The sequence below is a fragment of the Streptomyces sp. NPDC005181 genome (assembly GCF_040608395.1).
In the GTDB taxonomy this organism is placed as follows: Bacteria; Actinomycetota; Actinomycetes; order Streptomycetales; family Streptomycetaceae; genus Streptomyces.
Window position 1 is genome coordinate 41,349 of record NZ_JBEXID010000019.1, and the last position, 25,902, is coordinate 67,250.

Annotated in this window: 18 protein-coding genes and 5 tRNA genes; 15 read left to right on the forward strand and 8 right to left on the reverse strand. The window is 68.8% G+C overall.

Annotated features, from left to right (window positions below):
• Window positions 1-128 precede the first annotated feature (128 nt).
• Window positions 129-1,211 (reverse strand): Glu/Leu/Phe/Val dehydrogenase dimerization domain-containing protein, encoded by a 1,083-nt coding sequence (locus ABZV38_RS15335; protein WP_356327289.1) that lies wholly within the window; start codon window positions 1,209-1,211, stop codon window positions 129-131.
• Window positions 1,212-1,387: 176 nt separating this feature from the next.
• On the opposite strand from ABZV38_RS15335, the gene ABZV38_RS15340 reads away from it, so the two are divergent.
• Window positions 1,388-2,233, forward strand: coding sequence for a hypothetical protein (locus tag ABZV38_RS15340; protein ID WP_356327290.1), 846 nt, complete (start codon window positions 1,388-1,390; stop codon window positions 2,231-2,233).
• Between the two features lie 537 nt (window positions 2,234-2,770).
• Window positions 2,771-2,977: a developmental transcriptional regulator BldC gene (bldC, locus tag ABZV38_RS15345; RefSeq protein WP_003949541.1), complete on the forward strand. Its 207-nt coding sequence runs from the start codon at window positions 2,771-2,773 to the stop codon at window positions 2,975-2,977.
• A gap of 467 nt (window positions 2,978-3,444) precedes the next feature.
• On the opposite strand, the gene ABZV38_RS15350 is transcribed toward bldC, so the two are convergent.
• From ABZV38_RS15350 to hrpA, 3 genes are all read right to left on the reverse strand, one after another.
• Window positions 3,445-3,780, reverse strand: coding sequence for a DUF6274 family protein (locus ABZV38_RS15350; RefSeq protein WP_356327291.1), 336 nt, complete (start codon window positions 3,778-3,780; stop codon window positions 3,445-3,447).
• Between the two features lie 139 nt (window positions 3,781-3,919).
• Window positions 3,920-3,994, reverse strand: a tRNA-Asp gene (locus tag ABZV38_RS15355).
• Between the two features lie 115 nt (window positions 3,995-4,109).
• On the reverse strand, window positions 4,110-8,042 hold the full coding sequence (hrpA, locus tag ABZV38_RS15360; RefSeq protein WP_356327292.1) for an ATP-dependent RNA helicase HrpA: 3,933 nt from the start codon (window positions 8,040-8,042) through the stop codon (window positions 4,110-4,112).
• Window positions 8,043-8,293: 251 nt separating this feature from the next.
• On the opposite strand from hrpA, the gene ABZV38_RS15365 reads away from it, so the two are divergent.
• Together ABZV38_RS15365 and ABZV38_RS15370 are read left to right on the forward strand one after the other, a co-directional pair.
• Window positions 8,294-9,064, forward strand: a complete 771-nt coding sequence (locus ABZV38_RS15365; RefSeq protein WP_356327293.1) for a thioredoxin domain-containing protein — start codon at window positions 8,294-8,296, stop codon at window positions 9,062-9,064.
• Window positions 9,061-9,909 carry a cytochrome c biogenesis CcdA family protein gene (locus tag ABZV38_RS15370; protein ID WP_356327294.1) on the forward strand — a complete coding sequence of 283 codons (849 nt, stop codon included), beginning with the start codon at window positions 9,061-9,063 and terminating at the stop codon, window positions 9,907-9,909. Before ABZV38_RS15365 ends, ABZV38_RS15370 begins: the two co-directional genes overlap by 4 nt.
• 41 nt (window positions 9,910-9,950) lie before the next feature.
• Here ABZV38_RS15370 and ABZV38_RS15375 read toward each other — a convergent pair.
• The 4 genes from ABZV38_RS15375 to ABZV38_RS15390 form a co-directional block, all read right to left on the reverse strand.
• Window positions 9,951-10,024 (reverse strand) — tRNA-Phe (locus ABZV38_RS15375).
• A gap of 22 nt (window positions 10,025-10,046) precedes the next feature.
• Window positions 10,047-10,121, reverse strand: a tRNA-Asp gene (locus tag ABZV38_RS15380).
• Window positions 10,122-10,159: 38 nt separating this feature from the next.
• Window positions 10,160-10,232: transfer RNA gene (locus ABZV38_RS15385), tRNA-Glu, on the reverse strand.
• A 177-nt stretch (window positions 10,233-10,409) separates the two neighbouring features.
• Window positions 10,410-11,990: a metallophosphoesterase gene (locus tag ABZV38_RS15390; protein ID WP_356327295.1), complete on the reverse strand. Its 1,581-nt coding sequence runs from the start codon at window positions 11,988-11,990 to the stop codon at window positions 10,410-10,412.
• Between the two features lie 101 nt (window positions 11,991-12,091).
• On the opposite strand from ABZV38_RS15390, the gene ABZV38_RS15395 reads away from it, so the two are divergent.
• The 11 genes from ABZV38_RS15395 to ABZV38_RS15445 all read left to right on the forward strand — a co-directional run bounded on the left by ABZV38_RS15395 (window position 12,092) and on the right by ABZV38_RS15445 (window position 25,881).
• Window positions 12,092-12,442: a metallopeptidase family protein gene (locus ABZV38_RS15395; RefSeq protein ID WP_356327296.1), complete on the forward strand. Its 351-nt coding sequence runs from the start codon at window positions 12,092-12,094 to the stop codon at window positions 12,440-12,442.
• Between the two features lie 153 nt (window positions 12,443-12,595).
• Entirely contained in the window at window positions 12,596-13,189 is a 594-nt protein-coding gene (locus ABZV38_RS15400; RefSeq protein ID WP_356327297.1) for a hypothetical protein, read from the forward strand.
• 209 nt (window positions 13,190-13,398) lie between these two features.
• On the forward strand, window positions 13,399-15,741 hold the full coding sequence (locus ABZV38_RS15405; RefSeq protein ID WP_356327298.1) for a DEAD/DEAH box helicase: 2,343 nt from the start codon (window positions 13,399-13,401) through the stop codon (window positions 15,739-15,741).
• Window positions 15,742-15,971: 230 nt separating this feature from the next.
• Complete coding sequence (locus ABZV38_RS15410; RefSeq protein WP_356327299.1) at window positions 15,972-18,110, forward strand: FG-GAP-like repeat-containing protein; 2,139 nt, start codon at window positions 15,972-15,974, stop codon at window positions 18,108-18,110.
• The gene (locus ABZV38_RS15415) at window positions 18,110-19,651 is read left to right on the forward strand and encodes an FG-GAP-like repeat-containing protein (RefSeq protein WP_356327300.1); all 1,542 of its coding nucleotides are present in this window, start codon (window positions 18,110-18,112) and stop codon (window positions 19,649-19,651) included. The genes ABZV38_RS15410 and ABZV38_RS15415 overlap by 1 nt, the downstream gene beginning before the upstream one ends.
• Before the next feature lie 138 nt (window positions 19,652-19,789).
• Window positions 19,790-21,298 carry an amino acid permease gene (locus ABZV38_RS15420; protein WP_356327338.1) on the forward strand — a complete coding sequence of 503 codons (1,509 nt, stop codon included), beginning with the start codon at window positions 19,790-19,792 and terminating at the stop codon, window positions 21,296-21,298.
• Between the two features lie 318 nt (window positions 21,299-21,616).
• Window positions 21,617-21,690, forward strand: a tRNA-Lys gene (locus tag ABZV38_RS15425).
• Window positions 21,691-22,264: 574 nt separating this feature from the next.
• Window positions 22,265-23,452: a CE1758 family FMN-dependent luciferase-like monooxygenase gene (locus tag ABZV38_RS15430; RefSeq protein ID WP_356327301.1), complete on the forward strand. Its 1,188-nt coding sequence runs from the start codon at window positions 22,265-22,267 to the stop codon at window positions 23,450-23,452.
• Entirely contained in the window at window positions 23,452-23,949 is a 498-nt protein-coding gene (locus ABZV38_RS15435; protein WP_356327302.1) for a MarR family winged helix-turn-helix transcriptional regulator, read from the forward strand. The genes ABZV38_RS15430 and ABZV38_RS15435 overlap by 1 nt, the downstream gene beginning before the upstream one ends.
• Window positions 23,946-24,695: a CE1759 family FMN reductase gene (locus ABZV38_RS15440; RefSeq protein WP_356327303.1), complete on the forward strand. Its 750-nt coding sequence runs from the start codon at window positions 23,946-23,948 to the stop codon at window positions 24,693-24,695. The genes ABZV38_RS15435 and ABZV38_RS15440 overlap by 4 nt, the downstream gene beginning before the upstream one ends.
• A complete protein-coding gene (locus ABZV38_RS15445; RefSeq protein WP_356327304.1) occupies window positions 24,685-25,881 on the forward strand; it encodes an NAD(P)-binding domain-containing protein in 1,197 nt (398 codons plus the stop codon). The genes ABZV38_RS15440 and ABZV38_RS15445 overlap by 11 nt, the downstream gene beginning before the upstream one ends.
• Window positions 25,882-25,902: the final 21 nt, after the last annotated feature.

Below are 25,902 nucleotides of genomic sequence, written 5' to 3' on the forward strand. Positions count from 1 at the left end.
CTCTTCTTGGCATGCGACCCGCCGACCGGCGTGAGTCTTGTCTCGCCGGCCGGCGAATCGTGGGCCGTGAAGTGCCGCGGAACGGGCATGGCGCCTGGTGAGACACCCTCGACCCTCGGTGACGGATGTCAGCGGCGGCGCGCCTCGTCCATCCGCTGCTCGGCGATCCGGTCGGCCGCAGCGGCCGGCGGAATGCCGTCCTCCTTCGCGCGTGCGAATATGGCAAGCGTGGTGTCGAAGATCTTTGAGGCCTTCGCCTTGCACCGGTCGAAGTCGAAGCCGTGCAGCTCGTCGGCGACCTGGATGACACCGCCCGCGTTCACCACGTAGTCGGGGGCGTAGAGGATCGCACGGTCCGCGAGGTCCTTCTCGACACCCGGGTGCGCCAGCTGGTTGTTGGCCGCACCGCACACCACCTTGGCCGTGAGCACCGGAACGGTGTCGTCGTTCAGCGCGCCGCCGAGCGCGCACGGGGCGTAGATGTCGAGGCCCTCGGTGCGGATCAGCGCGGCGGTGTCCGCGGCGACCGTGACCTCGGGGTGGCGCTCGGTGATCCGGCGTACCGACTCGTCGCGTACGTCCGTGATGACGACCTCGGCGCCGTCCTTCAGCAGATGCTCGACGAGGTGGTGGCCGACCTTGCCGACGCCTGCGACCCCCACTTTTCGGCCACGCAGTGTCGGGTCGCCCCAGAGGTGCTGGGCCGAGGCCCGCATGCCTTGGAAGACACCGAAGGCGGTGAGGACGGAGGAGTCGCCGGCGCCGCCGTTCTCCGGGGAGCGGCCGGTGGTCCACCGGCACTCGCGGGCGACGACGTCCATGTCGGCGACATAGGTGCCGACGTCGCAGGCGGTCACGTAACGCCCGCCGAGCGAGGCAACGAACCGGCCGTAGGCCAGCAGCAGTTCGTCGGTCTTGATCTTCTCGGGGTCGCCGATGATGACGGCCTTGCCGCCGCCGTGGTCGAGACCGGCCATGGCGTTCTTGTACGACATGCCGCGCGCCAGGTTCAGCGCATCCGCGACGGCCTCCTCCTCGGAGGCGTACGGATAGAAGCGGGTGCCGCCGAGGGCCGGGCCCAGGGCGGTGGAGTGGATGGCGATGACGGCCTTGAGGCCGCTGGCACGGTCCTGGCAGAGCACGACCTGCTCGTGTCCCCCCTGATCCGAGTGGAACAGGGTGTGCAGGACGCCGTCGGTCACATCGGTCACTGTGGTGACTCCCAAGTACGAAGCGGCGGAAGACCCTCCTGAAGGTGGGGAGGGCCCCGGACCGACCGGCACGGTCGGTCCGACTGGGCAAGAGCGTAAGTCCTGCGCGGACGTAGATCTGTTCCAGTGCCGAGGATCACCCCCCGGCGGAGTACGGGCGTGACACGATTTGCTGCATGTCGGTGGTGTCTTCGGTGCTCGTCCCATACGCGTCCTACCTCCGGGTGTACGAACCGCTGGCCGCCTTCCCGGAGCCGGAACGTGCCCACTGGGCCCGGTATGCGGGGCGCGCCCGTATCCCCACGGCCCAGGACGAACTGCGCCGTTCGCTGGCGGACTTGGTGGCCACTCCGCCGGTCGGGGTGCCGGTGCACGAGAGCGGGGACGCGTTCGTCGCCGAGGTGGACGGCGTGGTGTGCGTCTGTCCGTGGCGGACCCGGCTGCGTGGCTGGCTGGCGCTGGGGGAGCTGGCGGAGATGTTCCCGGCTCCGGTGCTCGACGCGGTGCTGCCGCCGGTGGTGCGCGGGCAGGCGGCCGCGGACCACGAGCGGTGGGCGGAGCGCAATCCGGACGCCCGGCCGTGGATTCGAACCGCGGTGTGGCAGGTTCCGGTGCGCTGGTTCGTCCTCTTCTCCGACGAGGAGCGCGAACACACCGGGGCGGCCGCGGACAGGGGAGCGCCGGTGCTGCGCTACCGGACCCCGATGGTGCAGGCGCGTCGCCGGCTGGCCCGGGCGCTGAAGACGCTGCGCGACAGTGTCGACGAGGGTCCGCTGACCGAGGGACTGGTGGACGTCGGGCGCTGGCTGGAGGAGTTCCATCCGCGTGCGCTGGTCGAGCTGGACTACGGCGGCCTGGTGTACGCGCTGTCGGCGAAACAGCTCGCCGAGGACCGGTCGGCGCTGGATGTCGCCGCGGGCATCGCGGCGCTGCAGGCCGGTGACACCGAGGGCGCGGGCGAGGCGTACGGGCGGCTGGCCGAGCGATGGCGCGCCGTAAGGGACCGTCAGTTCGCCAACTGATCCCGGCCGGTCGGAGCAGCTCCTGAACCGTTGTCCCGTGTGACGCGTGAGAGTGGTGAGAGCGAAGGGGCGGGAGCGCACTCGAGTGGCCCTAGGACCTATGTCCCGAAGCGGGCCTTTGCCTCAAGGGTGACGGATAGCACTAACTGGGCCCTTGCGCCCTTCCCTACTCCTCGTGCCAAAATAGGACAAGGAGTCCGGGGAGGACTCTTTCCGTCCAAGTAAGGGCGGAATGCTCAGCATTGCACGCTATGGGGGGTCTGGTGACTCCTGATCGCTCTGTGACTGATCGTCACGGTGGTGTGACTGTCCGCTATGGCATGGTCCATCGGCTTCCGTCGCTGATGAACACCTGGGAGGGCAATTCCATCGGTTTGGCCGACGTGGCTGGACGGATGGTGTAGTTGTAGTGCCGAGGACAAGCCGTTCGTCCTATAACCGACTCGGCCCGCGTCCGCCATTTCGGGCAACGTGGGTCAAGGTGCAGAATTTAGAGGAAAGAACCGAGATGGTTCGGTTCTCCCGAGGAGGCCGCTCATGACCGCTCGCACCCCTGATGCCGAGCCGCTGCTGACCCCGGCTGAGGTTGCCACGATGTTCCGCGTGGACCCGAAGACGGTCACCCGTTGGGCCAAGGCAGGCAAGCTCACGTCCATCCGCACGCTCGGTGGACATCGCCGGTACCGCGAGGCAGAGGTCCGCGCACTGCTTGCGGGTATTCCGCAGCAGCGCAGCGAGGCCTGACACACCCCTGTCGCCGCGCCACAACCGGGCTGCCCGGGTCCCCCAACCCGCGTTCGCCCACCCATAGCTCCACACGACGGGCGTCCGCCCCAACGGGCGCCATACCTATGCAATACGGGTGCGTCGTTCGATCGCGCTGGACTCCGCCGGGTCCAGCGCGATCTTTTTTTGTGCCCGCGCTGCGGATGGTCGTCCCTGTGGGGCGGCCCGGGATCGGCTGTGCGTCGGCTTCGGTGCCGGCTGTTGTGCGGCCTGTCCGGCCCTGTCGGACGGGCCCCTCGGTGCTCTTTCGGCGGTCCCCCGGTGACCCTGCCCGAGTGGTGCAATTGCACATATTAAATTCGCCAGTTGTAGGAAGGTGTAAAGTCACCCTTTCTCAAAACTCATACAGTGACTCCCGTCACATGGCTCGAGTCTTGCCAGGACCGAGCCTGCCACTGCCGGGAAGAGGAATTCCTCGCCCCTGGTCACGGGGCGACGGGACTTTCCTCCTCGTCCTTCACGCCGTCGGTCGACGCCTCGGAGGCGTCGGCGGGCGTGGCGACCGCCGCGATGTCCGGAACGGCCGCCGGCGCCCCGTCGGGTAAGCCCGGTGGTTCGGGGGGGCGCGTGGGCCCCGAGGCCGTCACGTACCCCAGGGAGCCCACGGCGGGTTCCATGGAGTCGTCGGCGGGCTCCATGGCGAGCCGCAGGAGCCGATGACAGATCGGGCAGTGCCGGGTGAGATGCCGGTAGCCGGAAGCGGCCGCCAGATGGGCGCGCAGCAGCGCGCGGGTCTCGTGCCTCGCTGTGGATGCCGCCATCCGCGCCACCTCCCGGTGGAACGCGCCGCCCCGCACCGAGGAACAGGGGCAGTCCCTGCTGTCTGAGTACTCGTTGGCAGTTGCCGGAGTCAAGACACGCGAAAGCCCGGATCCTTGAGGATCCGGGCTTTCGTTACTGCGGTCCTGACGGGATTTGAACCCGCGGCCTCCACCTTGACAGGGTGGCGAGCACTCCAAACTGCTCCACAGGACCAGGTTTTCGCTGCTGCCTTGCGGCTGGCTGCGAAAACAGACTGTACAGGAGGTTGGAGGCTCTGGTCGACCTCACTCCTGGTGGTGGTTCGGTTACGTCCCCGAGGTCGCCCGGGTCACGGCGCCGCGGCGTCGATCGCCTTCACGATCCGCTTGTCGGAGACGGGGTAGGCGGTGCCCAGGGCGTGCGCGAAATAGCTGACCCGGAGCTCCTCGATCATCCAGCGGATGTCCAGGACCTCCTGCGGAACGGGCCTGCCCTGCGGCATCTGTTCGAGCAGCCAGGCGTACTCGTCGTGCATCTCGTGGACCTTGGCCATGCGCGTGGTGTCGCGCTGGACGGCGGTCGGCATCTGCTGCAGCCGGCGGTCCGCGGCGACCAGATAGCGCATCAGGTCGGGCAGCCTGCGCAGCCCGGTCTTCGTGACGAAGCCCGGCGGTACGAGGGCCGCGAGCTGGTCCCGTACATCGGTGACGTTGTTGACCAGGACGAGGCTGTTGGTGGCCTTCAGGCGCCGCTCGCAGGCCTGCCAGGCGGCCAGCACCTGCTGCACCTGGGCGACGGCGTGCTCGGTCAGGGCGACGAGATCGGCACGGACCTTGTCGTACAGCTTCCGGAACGACTCCTCGTCCCAGGCCGGCCCGCCGTGGGCGCCGATCAGCCGGTCCGCGGCCGCCGTCGCGCAGTCCTCGAACAGCGCCTGGATGGAGCCGTGCGGATTGCGGGACAGGGCCAGCTTCTGCTGGTTCGTCAGCTTGTCCGAGGCGAACTTGGCGGGGTTCACCGGGATGTTCAGCAGGATCAGCTTCCGGGTGCCGCGCCACATGGACTGCAGCTGCTCGGCCTCGGTGTCGAAGAGCCGTACGGCCACGGTCTCGCCCTGGTCGACCAGCGCCGGGTACGCCTTGACCGGCTGGCCGGCCCGCCGGGTCTCGAAGACCCGGTTCAGGGTGCCGATCGTCCAGTCCGTGAGGCCCGACCGCTCGATAGACTCGCCCGACGGGCCCGCGGTGGCCGCAGCGGCCTGCGAGAGGGCCTGACGGGCCTTGGGGCGCAGCTGGAGCTTCAGCGCCTCCAGGTCCTTGTCCTCGGCCACCTTGCGGCGCCGCTCGTCGACGATCCGGAACGTGATCTTCAGATGGTCCGGGATCCGGGTCAGGTCGAAGTCGTCGGCGGAGACCGGGACGCCGACCATCCGCTGGAGCTCACGCGCGAGAGTGGCCGGCAGCGGCTCCTGCAGGGGCACCGCCCGGTCCAGGAACCTGCCGGCGTAGTTCGGCGCGGGGACGTAATGCCGGCGGATCGGCTTGGGCAGCGAGCGGATCAGCTCGGTGACGACCTCTTCGCGCAGACCCGGGATCTGCCAGTCGAAGCCCTCCGAGGTGACCTGGTTGAGCACCTGGAGCGGGACATGGACGGTCACACCGTCCGCGTCCGCGCCGGGCTCGAACTGGTACGTCACCTTGAACTTGAGCCTGCCCTGCCGCCAGGAGTCCGGATAGTCGTCCTTGGTGACGGCCCCGGCCTTCTCGTTGATGAGCATCGAGCGCTCGAAGTCGAGCGCGTCCGGCTCGTCGCGGCGCTTGTGCTTCCACCAGGAGTCGAAGTGCGCGCCGGAGACGACGTGCTCGGGGATCCGCTGGTCGTAGAAGTCGAAGAGCGTCTCGTCGTCCACGAGGATGTCGCGGCGGCGCGCCCGGTGCTCCAACTCCTCGACCTCGCCGAGAAGTTTGCGGTTGTCGTGGAAGAACTGATGGTGCGTCCGCCAGTCGCCCTCGACCAGCGCGTTCCGGATGAAGAGATCGCGGGACGTCTCCGCGTCGATCCGGCCGAAATTGATCTTGCGCTGGGCGACGATCGGTACGCCGTACAGCGTGACCCGCTCGTACGCCATCACCGCCGCCTGGTCCTTCTCCCAGTGCGGCTCGCTGTATGTGCGCTTCAGCAGATGCTGGGCCAGCGGTTCGATCCACTCCGGCTCGACCTTGGCATTGACCCGCGCCCACAGCCGGGACGTCTCGACCAGCTCGGCCGACATCACGAACCGCGGCTGCTTCTTGAAGAGCGCCGAACCGGGGAAGATCGCGAACTTGGCGCTGCGCGCACCCAGGTACTCGTTCTTCTCGGTGTCCTTCAGCCCGATGTGCGACAGCAGCCCGGCCAGCAGCGAGGTGTGCACCGCCTGCTCGGGCGCGGCCAGGTCCGCCGAGGACTCCTCGAGATGCATGCCCATCTGCTTGGCGACCGTACGCAGCTGCGCATAGATGTCCTGCCATTCGCGGATGCGCAGGAAGTTCAGATACTCCTGCTTGCACATCCGGCGGAAGCTGGACGAGCCGCGCTCCTTCTGCTGCTCGCGGATGTACCGCCACAGATTCAGGAACGCCAGGAAGTCCGACGTCTCGTCCTTGAAGCGGGCGTGCTGCTGATCGGCCTGCGTCTGCTTGTCGGAGGGCCGCTCGCGCGGGTCCTGGATGGAGAGCGCGGCGGCGATCACCATGACCTCGCGCGCGCAGCCGTTGCGGTCCGCTTCGATGACCATGCGGGCGAGGCGCGGGTCGACGGGCAGCTGCGAGAGCTTCCGACCCAGCTGCGTCAGCCGTTTCTTCGGATCCTTCTCGTCCGGGTCAAGTGCGCCGAGCTCCTGGAGGAGCTGCACACCGTCGCGGATGTTGCGGTGGTCCGGCGGGTCGATGAAGGGGAACTTCTCGATGTCGCCGAGGCCGGCCGCGGTCATCTGGAGGATGACGGACGCCAGGTTCGTACGGAGGATCTCCGCGTCCGTGAACTCCGGGCGGGTCAGGAAGTCGTCCTCGGAGTACAGCCGGATGCAGATGCCGTCCGACGTACGGCCGCAGCGGCCCTTGCGCTGGTTGGCGCTGGCCTGCGAGATCCGCTCGATCGGCAGCCGCTGGACCTTGGTGCGGTGGCTGTAGCGGGAGATGCGGGCATTGCCCGGGTCGATCACGTACTTGATGCCGGGGACGGTCAGCGAGGTCTCGGCGACATTCGTCGCCAGGACGATCCTGCGGCCGGTGTGGCGCTGGAACACCCGGTGCTGCTCGGCGTGCGACAGACGCGCGTAGAGGGGGAGCACCTCGGTGTGGCGGAGGTTCTTCTTGTTCAGGGCGTCCGCGGTGTCGCGGATCTCGCGCTCGCCGGAGAGGAAGACCAGGACATCGCCGGGGCCTTCCGACTGGAGCTCGTCGACGGCGTCGCAGATCGCGGTGATCTGGTCGCGGTCGGAGTCGTCGCCCTCTTCCTCGAGCAGCGGCCGGTAGCGCACCTCGACCGGGTACGTACGCCCGCTGACCTCGACGATCGGTGCGTCGCCGAAGTGGCTGGCGAAGCGCTCCGGGTCGATGGTCGCCGAGGTGATGACGACCTTCAGATCGGGGCGCTTGGGCAGCAGCCGGGCCAGATAGCCGAGCAGGAAGTCGATGTTCAGCGACCGCTCGTGGGCCTCGTCGATGATGATCGTGTCGTACGCGAGCAGCTCGCGGTCCGTCTGGATCTCGGCCAGCAGGATGCCGTCCGTCATCAGCTTCAGATACGTGGCGTCGGGGTTCACCTGGTCGGTGAAGCGGACCTTCCAGCCGACCGCCTCGCCGAGCGGGGTCTTCAGCTCGTCGGCGACGCGCTCGGCGACCGTACGAGCCGCGATCCGGCGCGGCTGGGTGTGCCCGATCATGCCCCGGACGCCACGCCCCAGCTCCATGCAGATCTTGGGGATCTGCGTGGTCTTGCCGGACCCGGTCTCACCGGCGACGATCACGACCTGGTGGTCGCGTATCGCCTCCAGGATCTCGTCCTTCTTCTGACTGACCGGAAGTTCTTCCGGGTACGAGAGAGTGGGCACCCGAGCGGCGCGCCCTGCGAGCCGCTCGGCTGCCTTCCCGGCCTGGGTGGCGATCTCGTGCAGCATGGCCTGCTGGGCCTCGGGCTTACGGATCCGGCGCGCCCCTTCGAGGCGGCGGCCGAGCCGGTGCGCGTCGCGGAGCGAGAGCTGTCCGAGCTGGGACTGGAGATCGGCGAAGGAAGTAGACATACGGGTCCCAGGATCGCACCCGGGCCCGAGGAACGGCGAACATATTTCGCGCGGTCTGCGTCACGGCCGTGGTGACCGTGGGGAAGCTCCGGATCACAGCACGTACCATTTCGGGCAACCGATCTTCGTACCGCAGTCGAAAGCCGGTCCCTGCGTCCGCCCCGGTGGAACTCTCCGTACTGCGGGTCCAGACGTCCCTGCACCACCCGGCCGTCCCCTCGCCACCCCGCATTACGAGCACGGAGCTTGCCATGTCCACGCCCAAAACCTCCTCGCCGAAGCCCTCCGCCAGGAAGCCGCTGCTCTACGGCATCGGCGTCGTCCTCGCCGCCGCGCTGCTCGGCTACGCCTCCTACCGGGCCACCGCTCCCGACCACTCGGGCTCCGCGTCCTCATACGTCGCCGAGGTCACTGCCGACCCGGACGCCGGCGTCTACCCCGAACTGGCCGGGCTCGCCCGCCGCGACCCCGGCGACAAGCTCGCGCAGGGCCGGGCGGACGCACCCGTCGTCCTCATCGAGTACGCCGACTTCAAGTGCGGCTACTGCGGCAAGTTCGCCCGTGACACCGAATCCGCTCTGGTGAAGAAGTACGTCGGCAACGGCACCCTGCGCATCGAATGGCGCAACTTCCCGATCTTCGGCGCCGAGTCCGTGGCCGCCGCGCGCGCCGCCTGGGCCGCCGGCCAGCAGGACCGCTTCTGGCAGTTCCATGCCGCCGCGTACGCCGAGGGGGTCAAGGAGAAGGGCTTCGGCAAGGCCCGGCTGAAGGCCCTCGCCCGGCAGGCGGGGGTGGCGGACCTCGACCGCTTCGCCCGCGATGCCGACAGTTCAGCCGCGTCCGCCGCGGTGAGCAAGGACCAGGAGCAGGGATACGGGATCGGTGCCACCTCCACCCCGTCGTTCCTGATCAACGGCCGGCCGATCGCAGGCGCCCAGCCGATGGAGGTCTTCACCCAGGCCATCGACGCGGCGGCCGACCGGGCCAGGAACACCAAGGACGCCAAGGGCGCCGACAAGTGACCTCGGACATCGGCTACTTCGCCGCCCTGCTCGGCGGGCTGCTGGCTCTCGTCAGTCCGTGCAGCGCCCTGCTGCTGCCCGCCTTCTTCGCCTACTCCATCGACTCCGCCGCACGGCTGGTGGCCCGTACCGGCATCTTTTACGCCGGTCTGGCCACCACCCTTGTGCCGCTCGGCGCCGCCGGCTCGTATGCCGGACGGCTCTTCTACAGCCACCGCGACCAGCTCGTCCTCGGCGCCGGCTGGCTGATCATCGTCCTCGGCGCGGCGCAGATCGTGGGCCTCGGCTTCGCCTCGCGCCGGATCGCCGCGCTCAGCGGCCGGATCAGGCCGACGACCGCACTCTCGGTCTATGCACTCGGCGCCGTCTACGGCCTGGCCGGCTTCTGCGCCGGGCCGATCCTCGGCAGCGTCCTGACGGTGGCGGCGGTCAGCGGCAGCCCCGTCTACGGCGGACTGCTGCTCGCCGCCTACGCCCTGGGCATGGCCGTCCCGCTGTTTCTGCTCGCGCTGCTCTGGGAGCGCTTCGACCTCGGCCGCCGGGCGTGGCTGCGCGGTCGGACGTTCCGGCTCGGCCGTTTCGAGCTGCACACCACGACCCTGTTGTCGGGACTGTTCTTCATCGGGCTGGGTGCGCTGTTCCTCGCCTACGACGGGACGACCGCGCTGCCCGGACTGCTGGATGTGGACGATTCGTTCGCCGTCGAACAGTGGGCCCGGCGCATCGGTGAGCAGGTGCCGGACGCGACTGCCCTGGTGACTGCGGTCGCGGTGGTGCTGCTGGTTCTCGGGGTACGGGCGTGGCGCCGCCGGGACGTGAACTCCACGGACCGGGAAGAAACCTGACACGACGAAGGCCCCATCCGGTGGACGGGGCCTTCGAGAGGTGGCTGGGGCCGGGATCGAACCGGCGACCTATCGCTTTTCAGGCGATCGCTCGTACCAACTGAGCTACCCAGCCACGCAGCACTTACGAGCTGCAGCGGTCCTGACGGGATTTGAACCCGCGGCCTCCACCTTGACAGGGTGGCGAGCACTCCAAACTGCTCCACAGGACCAAGCTGTTGTGTGACTAAGTGTCGCACAAGGTGGTGCGTGCCCCCAACGGGATTCGAACCCGTGCTACCGCCTTGAAAGGGCGGCGTCCTGGGCCACTAGACGATGAGGGCAAAACTGCTAGTGTCGCTACTTCTGCGTCTATCGCCCCGCTGAGGGACGTGAGAAGCATGTGACTCCGCTTCCCCTCAAGAGGTTCCGCTTCTTCTTCAACCTCTGGGGTCTCGGAACGGTCAAGCCCTGACCGGCGCCCTTGGGCACGTCGGAGACTGTACTACGGCGTTTCGGTGTCAGCCAAACCGAATAGGCGAAGGGGTCGCTCCGGGTTGGTTCCCCTCCGGCAGATGGCGGCTGACCTCGGCCGACGTCAGGCCGAGCCCGCCCAGCGTGATTTCGTCCCAGGCCTGCAGACGGCGGGTCGCGCGGTCCAGATAGAGCACCGACGCCCGCACCTGTTCCGGCTTCTTGTTCTGTACGGCGCGCAGCCCGCCGCCGCCCGTGGAGCCCTCGACCTTGAGCCGGGTGCCGAATCTCATCAGCTCGTTCTGCCGGTGGTGCACATGGCCGGCGAGGACCAGCGGAACCGTGCCGTCCGTCTCGCGGGCCGCGTCCGGCTCGTGGGTGACGGCGATGTCGACCGGCGTGCCGGCCTGCTCCTGGTCGCGCAGCGCGGAGGCGAGCCGCATGCCCGCCATCCGCTCGGCGGCCGCGCCCTGGGCGGGCAGTGAGCGGTCCGGGGTGAACTGGGGGTCCCCCATGCCGGCCACCCGCAGCCCGCCGACATTCACCGCCCGGCCGTCGTCCAGCACATGCACGTTCTTGAACCGCTCCAGATATTTCTGGGTGATGCGCGAGTCGTGGTTGCCGCGGACCCAGACGTAGGGCGCGCCGAGGTCGCGGATCGGGTCGAGGAAGCCGTTCTCGACGGCGGAGCCGTGGTCCATCGTGTCACCGGAGTCGATGACCACGTCGATGTCGTACTGCCGGACCAGCGATCCGATGATCTGCCAGGACGCGGGGTTGAGGTGGATGTCGGAGACATGCAGGACGCGGAGGGTGGCGGGGTCCGGCCGGTAGCTGGGGAGCGTCGACGTGGCGTCGTACAGCTTGGTCACATTGGTGACGAGCCGGGCCAGTTCGCGCTGGTAGACATCGAAGTCGGTGACGATCGAGCGGGCGTCACCGACCACCGAGGGAGCGCTGGAGAGCAGCCCGGAGAACTTGGGTTCCAGCACGGACTTCGGGTTCCACGTGGCGTACGCGCTGAGGCCGGACGCGGCCAGGAGCGCCAGCGCGAGCCCTCCGGCGGCCAGGGCGCGGCGCGGGTGGCGGTAGACGGCGAGGCCCAGCGCGGTGGCGCCGGAGACGACGGCCGTGCAGGAGCGCAGAGCGAGATCGCGGGCGCCGGCGGAGACGTCCTCGGTGACCTCCTGCTGGAGCCCGGAGAGCCGTTCGGGGTGCTGGACCAGGGCCTGGGAGCGCACCGGGTCGAGGCGGTCGATATCGACGTCGAGACGGACCGGGGCTATGTGGGAGTCCAGCTCCAGGGCGCCGAGCGGAGCCACATTGATCTTCGTGCCGCCGGTGAGGGAGGGGCGCAGGGCCATCGTGGTGTCCATGGGCCCGACGGGCGTACGGACACTGCCGACGATCAGCAGCCCCAGCCAGGCACCGAACACGACGACGGCGACCAGGCCCAGCGCGCGGGCGTAAGGATGCGAGGCACTGCTGGGGGAGGGCGCGAGGGTGAGGGTGTTGCCGGTGTCGGCGGGACGGGAGTGGTGGTGGCGCAGGGCGCGGGCCACCGCGCCGGCTGCTGCGGTCACTCCGGCCAGGGCGGCTGCTGCTGCGCGGAACGGGTCGCGGGGCATTGGGCGCGTATGCCCGGGGAGCGGGGCGGCCATGCGGGGCGAGGGGAGACGGGGAGCGCCGGCCGGGGGCCGGGCGGCCGGGGTTACGTGACAATGGCGGGGTGCTGGAGATGACGCGCGAAGAGTTCGAGGAACTGGTCGCCGAGGCCCTGGACCGCATTCCGCCGGAGTTGACGCGGCTGATGGACAACGTCGCGGTGTTCGTCGAGGACGAACCGGACCCCGGCGATCCGGGGCTGCTCGGGCTGTACGAGGGCACGCCGCTGACCGATCGCGGTGAGTGGTACGCCGGGGTGCTGCCGGACCGGATCACGATCTACCGGGGGCCGACGCTGCGGATGTGCGAGTCGCACGAGGACGTGATCGCCGAGACGGAAATCACGGTCGTCCACGAGATCGCCCACCATTTCGGCATCGACGACGAGCGGCTGCACGCGCTGGGTTACGGCTGAGCCGGCGGGTGGAGAGGGAACGGCTGTTCGGGGCCGGCGGGGCGTAGCGGCGTCCGGGATCGGGGTGCGGGGCGTGTCCCTTGCGGGGGAACGGGAGTTGGGCACAGCGTCCCCTCCCGTCTGTTCCCGCCCCGCCTCCCGGAGGTGCCGCCCGTGCGCCAGTCGCCCGTCTTGTCCGTCCCTGTCCGATGGGCAGCCGTCACCGCAGTGACGATCGCCACGTCCACCGGCTGCATGAGCGTCAGCGACGACGGCGGGAAGCCGGTCCCGTCGCAGTCGGCCCGGCCGACGGGCTCGGTGACCGAACCGGACGGCTCCACGGTGGCCGGTACGGGCCGGGCCCGAACCGGCAGCGGCGCCGAGGCTCACTCCGACCGGGAGTCCCCCGAATCGGCGGATCCGAGCGCCTCTGCGGGCGCCTCGGCAGCTCCCGGCGGCGGGCAGGCGACCGCCGGGCCCGGCGGTCCGCTGCCGACGCGGGGAGGGCACCTGCCGACGCCCTCGCCGCAGGGGCCCGGCGGGCCGCAGCAGCCGCCGGGGCCGTCGTCGGAGCCTTCGGGGCCTTCCGAACCGTCCGGGCCGGCCACCCCCGAGCCGTCGAGCACGCCCGATCCGGAGCCGTCGGATCCGCCTCCGGGGCCGTCCGAGTCGCCGGCCGCACAGCTCCGTAGCAACGCGATGAGCGTGCCGGACGGACTGGAGGCCATGCGGACGCCCGAGGTATCACCGCAGGTGGGGCCGGTGTAGCCGGCGGTTCGGGACGCGCGGTTTGCGCAATGTGGGTGGGGGTGCGTATGGTAGTAGATCGTTTGATCCCATTGCCCGGCGCCGACACAGAAGAGCGCCGTGTGGCGCGTACTCTCCCTTGCCGTGGCTGGACCGCATTGAGGCGGTCGAAATTGCGAATCACGGAGTTATGGGCGCGTGCCGAGACTCCGGAAGGTTTCGCATTTCGCATGTCCAATTTCAGCTCTGACAACACCGTCATGCCCGAGAACGACGAGATTGTCACCGCAGCCGAGGCCGTAGTGGCCGAGGCCACCGAGGTGTCCGAGTCGACCGAGACCGTCGACTCCACCGAGGCCACCACTCCCACCGACACCACTCCCACCGACACCACTCCCGCCGACGCCTCCGCCGATGCTGAGGACGCCGAGCCGACCGTCACCTTCGGGAGCCTGGGGCTGCCCGAGGGCATCGTCCGCAAGCTCGCGCAGAACGGTGTGACCTCGCCCTTCCCGATCCAGGCCGCGACCATTCCGGACGCCCTGGCCGGCAAGGACATCCTGGGCCGTGGCCGTACCGGCTCCGGCAAGACGCTCTCCTTCGGTCTGCCGACCCTGGCCACGCTGGCCGGCGGCCACACCGAGAAGAAGAAGCCCCGCGCGGTCATCCTCACCCCGACCCGTGAGCTCGCGATGCAGGTCGCGGACGCGCTGCAGCCGTACGGCGATGTGCTCGGCCTGAAGATGAAGGTCGTCTGCGGCGGTACGTCGATGGGCAACCAGATCTACGCGCTGGAGCGCGGTGTCGACGTCCTCGTCGCCACCCCGGGCCGGCTGCGCGACATCATCAACCGGGGCGCCTGCTCCCTGGAGAACGTCCAGGTCGCCGTCCTCGACGAGGCCGACCAGATGTCCGACCTGGGCTTCCTGCCCGAGGTCACCGAGCTGCTCGACCAGGTTCCGGTCGGCGGTCAGCGCATGCTCTTCTCCGCCACGATGGAGAACGAGATCGGCACGCTGGTCAAGCGCTACCTGAACAACCCGGTGAGCCACGAGGTCGACAGCGCCCAGGGCAACGTCACGACCATGTCGCACCACGTCCTCGTCGTGAAGCCGAAGGACAAGGCGCCGGTCACTTCCGCCATCGCCGCCCGCAAGGGCCGCACGATCATCTTCGTCCGTACCCAGCTGGGAGCGGACCGCATCGCCGAGCAGCTCATCGAGTCGGGCGTGAAGGCGGACGCGCTGCACGGTGGCATGACGCAGGGCGCCCGTACCCGCGTTCTTGAGGACTTCAAGAAGGGTTACGTCAACGCGCTCGTCGCGACCGACGTCGCCGCCCGCGGTATCCACGTCGACGGCATCGACCTGGTGCTGAACGTGGACCCGGCCGGTGACCACAAGGACTACCTGCACCGTTCGGGCCGTACCGCCCGGGCCGGCAAGTCCGGTGTCGTCGTCTCGCTGGCGCTGCCGCACCAGCGCCGCCAGATCTTCCGCCTGATGGAGGACGCGGGCGTCGACGCCTCCCGTCACATCGTGCAGGGCGCGGGCGTCTTCGAGCCGGAGGTCGCCGAGATCACCGGTGCCCGTTCGCTGACCGAGGTCCAGGCCGACTCCGCGAACAACGCCGCCAAGCAGGCGGAGCGTGAGGTCGCCGACCTGACCAAGCAGCTGGAGCGCGTCCAGCGCCGTGCCGGTGAGCTCCGCGAGGAGGCCGACCGTCTGGTCGCCCGTGCCGCGCGCGAGCGGGGCGACGACCCCGAGGCAGCAGTGGCCGAGGCGGCCGCCGAGGCGGAGGCCGCGATCGAGGCCGCCGTGTCCGTACCGGAGCAGCCTGCCGCGCGTGACGACCGTCGTGACGACCGCGGCAACTTCGACCGTCGCGACAGCCGCGGTGGCGACCGCCGGGACGACCGGGGCGGCGACCGCGGTGGGTACCGCGGCGGTGACCGCGGCGGTGACCGCGGTGGTGACCGTGGTGGTTTCCAGCGTCGTGACGACCGTCCGTCCGGTGGCTTCCGCCGTGACAACGACCGTCCGTCGTTCAACCGCGACCGTCGTGACGACCGCGGTGGTGAGCGTGGTGGTGACCGTGGTGGTTTCCAGCGTCGTGACGACCGTCCGTCCGGTGGCTTCCGCCGTGACAACGACCGTCCGTCGTCGTTCAACCGTGACAACGACCGTCCGTCGTTCAACCGCGACCGTCGTGACGACCGCAGTGGTGAGCGTGGTGGTGACCGTGGTGGTTTCCAGCGTCGTGACGACCGTCCGTCCGGTGGCTTCCGCCGTGACAACGACCGTCCGTCGTCGTTCAACCGTGACAACGACCGTCCGTCGTTCAACCGCGACCGTCGTGACGAGCGTCCGGCCGGTGGCTTCCGCTCCGGTGGCAGCGACCGCCCGTTCAACCGCGACCGTCGTGACGACCGTCCGGCCGGTGGCTTCCGCTCCGGTGGCAGCGACCGTCCGACCGGCCGCCGCGACGACCACCGCGGTGGCACGGGCACCGGCACCAACACCGGTACCTTCGGCCGTCGTGACGACAAGCCGCGCTGGAAGCGCAACGGCTGAGTGCAGTGAAGACCTGCTGAAGGTCTGCTGAAAGCGGGCCCGTCCTTTTCGGACGGGCCCGCTTTTCTTTTCGCTTACGTCACAAGCGGAACGGCTGCTAATATCCGGCAACTTGCACAGGGCATGGACAGGCGCACGGCCGGGGGGCTTTGCCCGATTCCTTTGCGGCAGGCCGCCGTTGACTCCCTGTGTCATTCATGCCTTTTCAGGCATATCGGGGAGGGGCCCTCTTGGCACGCCTTGTTTTCGTACGCAGCCGTTCCGTCGGGCGCGGTCGCGCGACCCTGGCCGCTCTCACCGTGGTCGCGGCCGGACTCGGCACGATGTCGAGCGCCAGTGCCGCGGACACGCCGACCCCCGTACAGACGGGCGGGGTCTGGGGCATCGACTTCGCCGGCGGAACGCTGAACACGGTGGAAATCGCGCCGAGCGGTGAGCAGTTGGTCTTCGCGCGCCAGGTTGCCCAAGACGGGGCGACGGTGGGCGACCGGACTTCCATGGGATACGCCGGCACTTACGCAAACGGCGCCCAGATCAAGCGCGTGCCGTGCGACGCCGGTTCCTGTGTGCCGCTGCGCGCCACCGGAAACGGCCATGTGGGCCGCTTCTTCGTCAACAATGGCGTGGAGCGCGCCCAGATCTGGCTGACGGCCAACAGCTATCACTCGGCCGATGAACCCGCGGTCACGGGTGGCCAGTTCGTGGACGTCACCGGACGTTATTTCGTCTACAACGCCGCGTCGACCGGAAAGCAATATATCGACGACGTTTCCGAATACCGCTCGACGAATGTCCGAATGACCCGGTCCATCGGCGCTGCCTCGGTATGGGGAGCCCTGCTGTGGACGTCCAGTTCCACCGCCGGAGCCGTTACCGCGATCGATCTCGAAAAGAAGAAGACCGTCGAGACGCTCGCCACCGGCGCGCCCTGTGTGGTCAAGGAACTGCAGACCGTCGGCCGCTGGCTCTACTGGAACTGCGGGACGGGCGGCCCTGCCGGTGTGTACGACCGTACGGCGAAGAAGAGCTTCACCGTTCCGTCCGGTGCCGCACTCGTCGGCGACGGCTATCTCGTACAGCACGACCGGTCCGCCGGGAAATTGATGCTCACCGACTTCCACACCGGGACAGCCGTGGCGCCCCGGGAGATCGCGGATCTGCCTGCGGGCAGCACCGCCGACCAGCGACGGCTGACCTGGGCCGTGGACAAGTTCGGCGGGGACATCGCGTACGTCGGCCCGGACAACGCGATCCGGTTCGTGCAGAGCGGTGTGCCCGCACAACCGCTGGCGAAGATCGAGTCCGATCTCGGCGACGGTTATCTCGACTACAAGAACATTTACGGCAGCCAGTACTGGGACAGCACCTGGCAGCTCAACAAGCCGGCGAGGTGGACCTTCACGGTCAAGGACGCGCTCGGTCGCACGGTCCGCACGCTTGCCGGGGACTCCGGCGCCGAGGTCAAGGTCGAGTGGGACGGGAGGACGGACGCGGGCGGCTACTCCTTCAACGGCCCTCACACCTGGACGCTGAGCGCTAAGGCCGCCGACGGCGACGGCACGTACACCACCAGCGGGAAGATCGCGGTCAGCGGCGGCCTGCAGGGCCACCACGACCAGGGCGGCTACACCTTCGGTGAGCTGGTCACGCTCAACTCCTCCGGCGACCTGACCCTTCATTACACCGAGGGCAAGGGCACCTTCGACGGGAAGCGGTCAGCCTCCGGCTGGCCCGCGGGCACGGTGGCCGTCCCGTTCGGGGACATGGGCACCGACCGGTGTTCCGAGATGCTCGTACGGGTGCCGAACGGAGAGCTGCGCCGGTACGCCGGCAAGTGCGGCGACTCGTACAAGCCGACCAGCAGCCACACCTCTCTGGGCACGGGCTGGAACGCGTACAACGTGCTGACGGCGCCCGGCGATCTGACCGGGGACGGCCGTACCGACCTGCTTGCACGCAAGACGTCCACCGGTGACATCTACCTCTTCGCCAACGACGGACACGGCAAGCTGAAGGCCGGCGTGAAGATCCGTTCGGCGTGGGGCGGCTACACGAAGATCGTGGGTGCGGGAGACCTCAACGGTGAAGGGTACGGCGATGTACTGGCCCGCCACAAGGACGGGACGCTCTACCGGTACAACGGCACCGCCACCGGCGCGCTGAAGGACCGGGTGAAGGTCTTCTCCGCGTGGGGAGCCTCGTACAACGTCGTCGTCGGGGTGGGAGACATCACCGGTGACGGCAAGGCCGACCTCGTCGAACGGGACGGCTCCGGCAATCTCTACCGCAACAACGGGGACGGCAAGGGGTCGTTCGGCTCGCGCACGAAAATTGCCACCGGGTGGCAGGCCTACAAGGGGGTCTTCTGATGTGGATGATGCGTGGTGGTGGCCGGGCTCTCACCACTGTGGCCGCGGCCGGGGCGGTGCTTGCCGGGCTGCTGGGATCCGCGCCGCAGGCCCAGGCGGCCACGACCGTCCCCTCGTGGCTCATCCCGCTCTACTACGCGGACGACGCGGACGGCTCCCACCGGGCCTGCACCGGCATCACGCTGTCCAAGACCCGGACCCTGGCCACGCCCGACTGCTTCACCGGACGCAGCGATGCGGACATGGAGTGGGACTACAGCCTGCAGAGCGGTCAGCTCTCGGGAGGCAGCAGCAGTCCGCGCTACCGCTCCCACCCGAAGTACGACACGAACACGCGTCAGGGGGCGGTGGCGGTCGCGGTCCGGCAGACGCCGTCCTCGTACGGCAAGCCGGTACTGGCGTCGTCGAGTGATACGGCGCTGTACGCCGCCGGTGCCAAGGCGACGTTCTACTCGTGGGCCGGATTCGACCTGGACGGGGCGCCGCGTGCCAGACACTCCGAACAGGTTGTCCTCAAGTCCGGGGCGGACTGCACCACTCTGCTCGGACGCACGCTGCCGAGCGGAACGCTCTGCACCGTACCGGCGCCGGGTGCTGCCCCCGTCGCGGACGACGACCAGTGCTTCGGCGACGCGGGCGGCGCACTTGTCGGCGCCGGCAAGCTCATCGCCGTATCGGCCACCAAGGCCACCGGGTGCGTCCGGGGCGGTGTACGCCTGTACACCAGGATCTCGTCCTACCGGGCCACGATCACCGACTGGACGCGCGATGTCGATCTCGACGTGCGGATCAGCGGATCGGTCCTGGCCCGGGAACCCAGCGACGAGATCGACCTCTGCACCACCAACGCGCAGGGCAAGCTCGCGGGCTGCTACGTCGACGATGCCGGTTCGATGCTCGACTGGGACGACGACTTCAACTACCTCACCGAGCTGGGGGACATGGGTGGCGACGGCAAGGGCGACCTGCTCGCCCGTACCCCCGGCGGCACGCTCTACCGCATTCCCAATCCGCTCGACTACATGGAGGTCGGCGACGCCCCGAGGGTGAAACTGGGCACCGGCTGGTCCCAGTACAACAAGATTGTGGCCGCCCGCGATCTCAGCGGCGACGGCCTGCCCGACATCCTCGCCCGTGACACCTCCGGAGTGGTCTGGCTCCACCGCGGCAAGAGCGACGGCTCCCTGGCGGGCCGTACGAAGGTCACCACCTGGAAGACGTACACCGCCATCGCCGGACGCGGCGACCTGTCGGGCGACGGCCGCGCGGACATCGTGGCGCGGGACAGCGCAGGCGTGCTCTGGCTCTACCGGGGCAACGGCAAGGGTGGTTTCGAGCCAAGGACGAAGATCGGCTCGGGCTGGGGCAAGTACAACGCGATCGTCGGCAGCGGCGACATGGACCACAACGGGCGGCAGGACATCCTCGCCCGGACGTCCGCGGGCGCGGTGTACCTCTACAACGCGAACCACACCGGGGGCTTCTCGGCGCCGAAGAAGCTGGCCGACACGCGCTGGAAGAAGTACTCGAAGATCAGCTGAGCGCTGGGCACGAGCAGAGGTGGGGTGCAGCCTGCGGGCTGCGCCCCACGTGCCGTGCGCCATGTTTTCCCAGTCGTAACCACGGCGGCGGCATGCGTACGCCGGGGCGAGGGCATCGCTGGGGTCATGACAACAGACATCAGCGAGGACAAGCCGCCACCGGGCGTTTCCGACGAGGAGCGTCTGGCGCAGCTCGGGTACACGCAGACGCTCGCCCGGCGTATGTCCGCCTTCTCCAACTACGCCGTCTCGTTCACGATCATCTCGGTGCTCTCCGGCTGCCTGACGCTGTATCTGTTCGGCATGAACACCGGCGGGCCCGCCGTCATCACCTGGGGCTGGGTCGGCGTCGGCCTGATGACGCTGTTCGTCGGCCTGGCGATGGCGGAGATCTGTTCGGCGTACCCGACCTCCGCGGGCCTGTACTTCTGGGCGCACCGGCTGGCCCCGCCGCGCTCGGCGGCGGCCTGGGCCTGGTTCACGGGCTGGTTCAACGTCCTCGGCCAGGTCGCCGTCACCGCGGGGATCGACTTCGGGGCGGCGTCCTTCCTCGGGGCCTACCTGAATCTTCAGTTCGACTTCACGGTGACGCCCGGTCGTACGATCGTGCTGTTCGCCGCGATCCTGCTGCTGCACGGACTCCTGAACACGTTCGGCGTCCGTATCGTCGCGATCCTGAACAGCGTGAGCGTGTGGTGGCACGTGCTGGGGGTCGCCGTCATCGTCGGTGCGCTCACCTTCGTGCCGGACTCCCATCAGTCGGCTTCGTTCGTCTTCACCGAGTTCGTGAACAACACCGGCTGGGGCAGCGGCTTCTATGTCGTGATGATCGGGCTCCTGATGGCCCAGTACACCTTCACCGGCTACGACGCCTCCGCCCACATGACGGAGGAGACCCACGACGCGGCGACGGCGGGTCCGCGCGGCATCGTCCAGTCGATCTGGACCTCCTGGATCGCCGGGTTCGTCCTCCTCCTCGGCTTCACCTTCGCCATCCAGTCGTACGACGGAGCCCTGAACTCCCCGACCGGCGCCCCGCCCGCCCAGATCCTCCTGGACGCCCTCGGCGCCACCACCGGCAAGCTCCTGCTGCTGGTCGTCATCGGCGCGCAGCTGTTCTGCGGGATGGCATCCGTGACCGCCAACAGCCGCATGATCTACGCGTTCTCCCGGGACGGCGCACTCCCGTTCTCCCGCGTCTGGCACACGGTCAGCCCCCGTACCCGCACCCCCGTTGCCGCGGTCTGGCTGGCCGCGACCGGGGCACTGCTCCTCGGCCTTCCGTACCTGATCAACGTCACCGCGTACGCCGCAGTGACCTCGATCGCGGTGATCGGCCTCTACATCGCGTACGTCATCCCCACCCTGCTCCGCCTCCTGCGCGGAGACGACTTCACCCCGGGCCCCTGGCACCTCGGCCGCTGGTCCCGGCCCGTCGGGATCGTCGCGGTGGTGTGGGTGGTCGTCATCACCGTCCTCTTCATGCTGCCGCAGCTGTCCGCGGTCACCTGGGAGACGTTCAACTACGCCCCGATCGCGGTCCTGGCGGTCCTGGGGTTCGCGGCGACGTGGTGGTTCGCGTCGGCGCGCCACTGGTTCCTCAATCCGGATCACAAACGCACGAGCGCGGACATGGCGGCGGACTGACGACCTCCGATGACGGCTCGACGGGCCCGGCGGCCGATACCCGATCGGCGGCCGGGCCGCGGCGGGCTGTGCTCAGGGGTGAATCGCCGAGGTCCGTTAGCTCTATTGGCAGAGCAGCGGACCTTTTATTCATCGGGTCGACCGGGCGGCCGGACCGCCGGGGCGCCGTCGAGTCACGGGAGCTGCCCGAGTTGCCCGCTTGCATCTGGGTTGTAGAGCTCTGCAACAGCTGATCGGGGCGAGGAGCAGGGCTCGGCCGGCGGCCTCGTGGATAAGGCCGCGAGGACAGCCTGGCCGTACGGCTATGCTGGGGCGCGCGGGCCGCTAGCTCAATTGGTCAGAGCAGCAGACTTTTAATCTGTTGGTTGTGGGTTCGAGTCCCACGCGGCCTACAGGTATGCCCCCTTCCTCGGTGATGTCATCTCGAGGAAGGGGGCATTGCAGTGGGTGGGCGTGACGCCAGGCGGCTCACTCGGTTGCCTCGTGAGGCCAGCGCTGCCGCTGCTGCGCGATCGCCTCGGCCAGTCGGCCACGGCTGTCGATCGTGTCCGGATGCCTGGCGCCCAGAACATCTACACGCCCTTCAGCGCTTCTGCGGACCCCCGGCTGTGGGTGACGCGGGCCGCGTCGTCTGCGAGCGCGCCCGTCGCGAAGCCGACTCGGGAGCGCCACATGCCGATCACGTCACCCGTGCAGACCGACCTCGTCGTCCTTGCCCGCACGCAACGTCGACCGGAGCCGATCTCGCCGAGACCTCCGAAGGGCGCAGGTCAGAGCCGCGCAGACGTCGAGGCCGCCATCGTCCACCGCCCGAGGTGCGGGGAGTGATCGGCATGTGGCATCAGTCCGGCACTCGTGCCGAACTCATGGATGTGATCAGGATCGCTAAGCCATCGAGCTACGAAATGCATGCGGCGTCATATTGTTGAGATGCATCCAAAGTCATGCATCAGCGAGGAGCGCATCATGCAGTTCGGCATCTTCGGCGTCGGAGACATCGCCCCCGACCCGACCACCGGATACACCCAGAGCGAGGCGGAGCGGATCCGTAACACGGTCAGGATCGCCCAGCGTGCCGACGAGGTCGGTCTGGACGTGTTCGCGCTCGGTGAGCACCACAACCCGCCGTTCGTGACGTCGTCCCCACCGACGCTGCTGGCGCACATCGCGGCGATGACGGAGCGGATCATCCTGAGCACGTCGGTCACGCTGATCACCACCAACGACCCGGTGAAGATCGCCGAGGACTACGCGATGCTGCAGCACGTCGCGAACGGCAGGCTGGACCTGATGCTCGGGCGCGGAAACACGGTTCCGGTCTACCCGTGGTTCGGCAAGGACATCCGTGAAGGCGTTCAACTCTCCCTGGAGAACTACAACCTGCTGCATCGGTTGTGGCGCGAGGACGTGGTCGACTGGGAGGGTCGGTTCCGTACGCCGCTGCAGGGCTTCACTTCTACGCCGCGGCCGCTGGACGACGTGCCGCCGTTCGTGTGGCACGGCTCCATCCGCACGCCCGAGACCGCCGAGCAGGCGGCGTACTACGGCAACGGGTTCTTCGCCAACCACATCCTCGCTCCGAACTTCCACTTCAAGCCGCTGGTCGACCTCTATCGGCAGCGGTTCGAGCACTACGGCCACGGCACCGCCGACCAGGCCATCGTCGGTCTGGGCGGGCTGGCGTTCATCGCCAAGCGGTCCCAGGACGCGATCAACACGTTCCGGCCCTACTTCGAGAACTATCCGGTCTTCCGCGGCTCCAAGCTGGAGGACCACATGGCCGCCACCCCGTTGACCGTGGGCAGCCCGCAGGAAGTCATCGACAAGGTCCTGACCTGGCGGGAGGGCTTCGGCGACTACCAGAGACAGCTGTTCGCCGTCGACAGCGTGGGGCTGCCCGTCGAACTGGCCCTGGAACAGGTGGAGATCCTGGGCACCGAGGTGGTGCCGGTGCTGCGCAAGGAGCTGGAGTCGCGGCGCAAGCCGGATGTTCCCGACGCGCCCACGCACGCCTCGCTGGTCAAGGCGAAGTACGGCGACGCCGAGCCTCGCCGGCCGCGACCGAACCCCAACCGGGGCGACAACCTGTCGGGCACCTCGCCCTACCAGGACAGCGACCCTGCGGTCGAAGCCGGCTTCCCGGTGGCGTTCTGATGTCCGACATCACCAGATTGGCGAACGAGGCTTGGGAAGCGATGTTCCGGGCCCAGGCGACGCTGGCACGCGAGTTCGAGTACGAGGGCGACTGGGGCGACTTCCCACCGCGCGAGTACGGCGTCCTCTACGCCCTGGCCAGAGCGGAGCAGGGCCTGCGGATCACCGACCTGATCGACGACGCCCTCCTCACCCAGGCCGGAGTCTCCCGGCTCGTCGCACGGCTGGAGAAGAGGGGCCTCGTCGAACGTCACGACGACCTCGACGACGCCCGCGCCTGCCGGATCGTCCTCACCACCGAGGGCCGCGAGGTCCAGCGGAACATCGGGAGGGCCCACGCCAAGCACGTCACCACCGCCATGACACGGGCCCTGAGCCCCGAGCAGCTGAAGACCCTGCGCGAACTCGGTAGGGCGCTCACTGCCGCAGCGCCACCGTCCGGCTCCAGCCATCACACGAGAGCAGTCTCGAAGAACCCGGCGAGGAACACAGCATGAGCAATCCCACCTCCACAGATCCGACCACACGACCGTCGACCAGTTCGGTGACGATCGTGGTCGTGAACGCCGGCGTGAGCGACCCGTCGTCAACCCGGCTGCTGGCCGACCGCACTGCTCAGAAAACGATCGACACCCTGCGCGACTCCGGCACGACGGCGGCGGTGCGCTCGATCGACCTCGGCCCGCTCGCCGTGGACATCGCCCAGGCGCTGGTCTCCGGCATGCCCAACCCGAAGGTCCGGGCCGCCATCGAGCAGCTTGCCCAGGCCGACGCCGTCATCGCCGCCACCCCGGTCTACAAGGCCGGGATCAGCGGGCTGTTCAAGTCCTTCGCCGACCTGATCGACAACGACCTGCTGATCGCCACGCCCGTCATCCTGGCCGCGACCGGAGGCAGCGCCCGACACGCCATGGTTGTCGACGACCATCTTCGGCCGTTGTTCGCGTTCCTGCGTGCGATCCCCGTGCCCACGTCGCTGTATGCCGCACCCGAGGACTGGGGCTCGACCGACCTGGGCAAACGCATCGCACGGGCCGCCGGCGAGCTCTCCGCGCTCCTGAGCAACGGCACGGCCCGCCAGGTGACCGAGGGCAACTGGTCCGGCTACCAGCACCAGTTCGGTGGTAACGCCACCCGCGCCGAGCGAACGGCCGCCGACGTCGATTTCGACACCGACCTGATGCGGCTGGCCGCCGGTGGCGTATCGCAGCCGCGCAACCACGCCCGGGCCCATGAGCGCTGACGATCACCCGAGTGGGCCGCACGGGCGCCTGGACCCCGACGCAGCCGCGAGCGGGCCACTGCGATCGGCAACGGTGGTAGTCATCGGGGGCGGCCAGTCAGGGCTGTCGGCCGGTTATCACCTCAAGCGGCGTGGGTTCACGAGTGCGTTGGTGGAACCGGATGGTGGCCGGACGTTCGTCATCCTTGATGCCGAACCGGCGGCAGGAGGGGCGTGGCGGCACCGCTGGGAGTCGCTGCGGATGGCGACGGTCAATGGGATCTTCGACCTTCCCGGCTACCCCAAGCCGCCCATCGACCCCGACGAGCCCAGCCGCACTGCGGTACCGCGCTACTTCGCCGACTTCGAGCATGCCGCGGAGCTGCCGATTCTGCGTGCTGTGACCGTCACCACCGTACGTCGCGCCGACACCGATCCAGAGGGTGGGCTCGTGGTCGAGTCCAGCCACGGAACCTGGAGCGCCCGGGCGATCATCAATGCCACCGGCACCTGGACCAACCCCGTTCGCCCGCACTACCCCGGCCAGGAGACCTTCACCGGACGCCAGCTGCATACCCACGACTACGTCTCCGCGGAGGAATTGGCGGGGCTGCGGGTCGCCGTGGTCGGCGGCGGTATCTCCGCCCTGCAACAGCTCGAAGAGATCAACCAGGTCGCCACGACGTTCTGGTACACCCGACGCGAGCCGGTCTTCCGCGAAGGCGAGTTCAACTCCGAGGTCGTAGGACGCGAGATCATCGCCAAGGTCGTCGCCGACGTCGAAGCGGGCAAACCCACTGGAAGCGTGGTCTCCTACACCGATCTCGCCTGGACGCCCTACGCACGCGCGGCCAGGGAACGCGGAGCTCTCCAACGCCGCCCCATGTTCACCTCGATCGAGCCCGGTGGCGTCCGCGAGGCGGATGGCTCCTTCACCCCCATTGACGCGATCGTATGGGCCACGGGATTCAAAGCCGCCCTCGGCCACCTGGACCCCCTCGCCCTGCGCAACGACCGGGGCGGCATCCAATTGGTCGGCACCCAGGTCACCGACGAGCCCCGCGTGCACCTGATCGGTTTCGGCCCCTCCCAGTCCACCGTCGGCTCCAACCGAGCCGGCCGAGACGCGGTGGCCGCGCTGACAAGACACCTCAACAAGCGGGATCCGGGCGTTCGGCCCGCGGTCCGGAGTCCAGCACACACGTGACCCACCGATCCCGGCCAAGGG